The organism is Mesorhizobium sp. M00.F.Ca.ET.216.01.1.1, from assembly GCF_004010325.2.
GTDB lineage: Bacteria > Pseudomonadota > Alphaproteobacteria > Rhizobiales > Rhizobiaceae > Mesorhizobium.
In genome coordinates this window covers 1-326 of sequence record NZ_SADR02000349.1, presented here as the reverse complement: position 1 = coordinate 326, position 326 = coordinate 1, and the positions used below count along the sequence as shown (strand labels likewise).

At 68.7% G+C, this 326-nt stretch carries 1 protein-coding gene; it reads right to left on the bottom strand.

The window, feature by feature from the left end; all coding sequences use genetic code 11:
• Positions 1-321: condensation domain-containing protein (locus tag EN859_RS36425; protein ID WP_281015684.1), on the bottom strand; the 321-nt coding region annotated here is incomplete at its 3' end.
• Between the last annotated feature and the right edge of the window lie 5 nt (positions 322-326).

Below are 326 nucleotides of genomic sequence, written 5' to 3'. Positions count from 1 at the left end.
CTCGAATCCGTGCAGCGCTCCGCGCTGCGTCGCCACCGCCGGACGCGCGAAGTCCACCGGCAAGTTCAGCGACTGCGGCGCCCCTGCCAGCTGCGCCTTCCAATACCCTATCTGCCGCTCCAGCGCCTCGCCCCCCGCTCGCCCGCGTTGCCAATGGGCAAAGTCTGCATACTGGATCGCCAGCGGCCCAAGCCCCGCCTCGCGTCCCGACACTTCTGCCCCATACAGCGCCGACAGCTCGCGCGCCATCACACCCAGCGACCAGCCGTCCGACACAATGTGGTGCAACGTCAGCAGCAGCACATGCTCCTGCTCCTGCAGCCTGC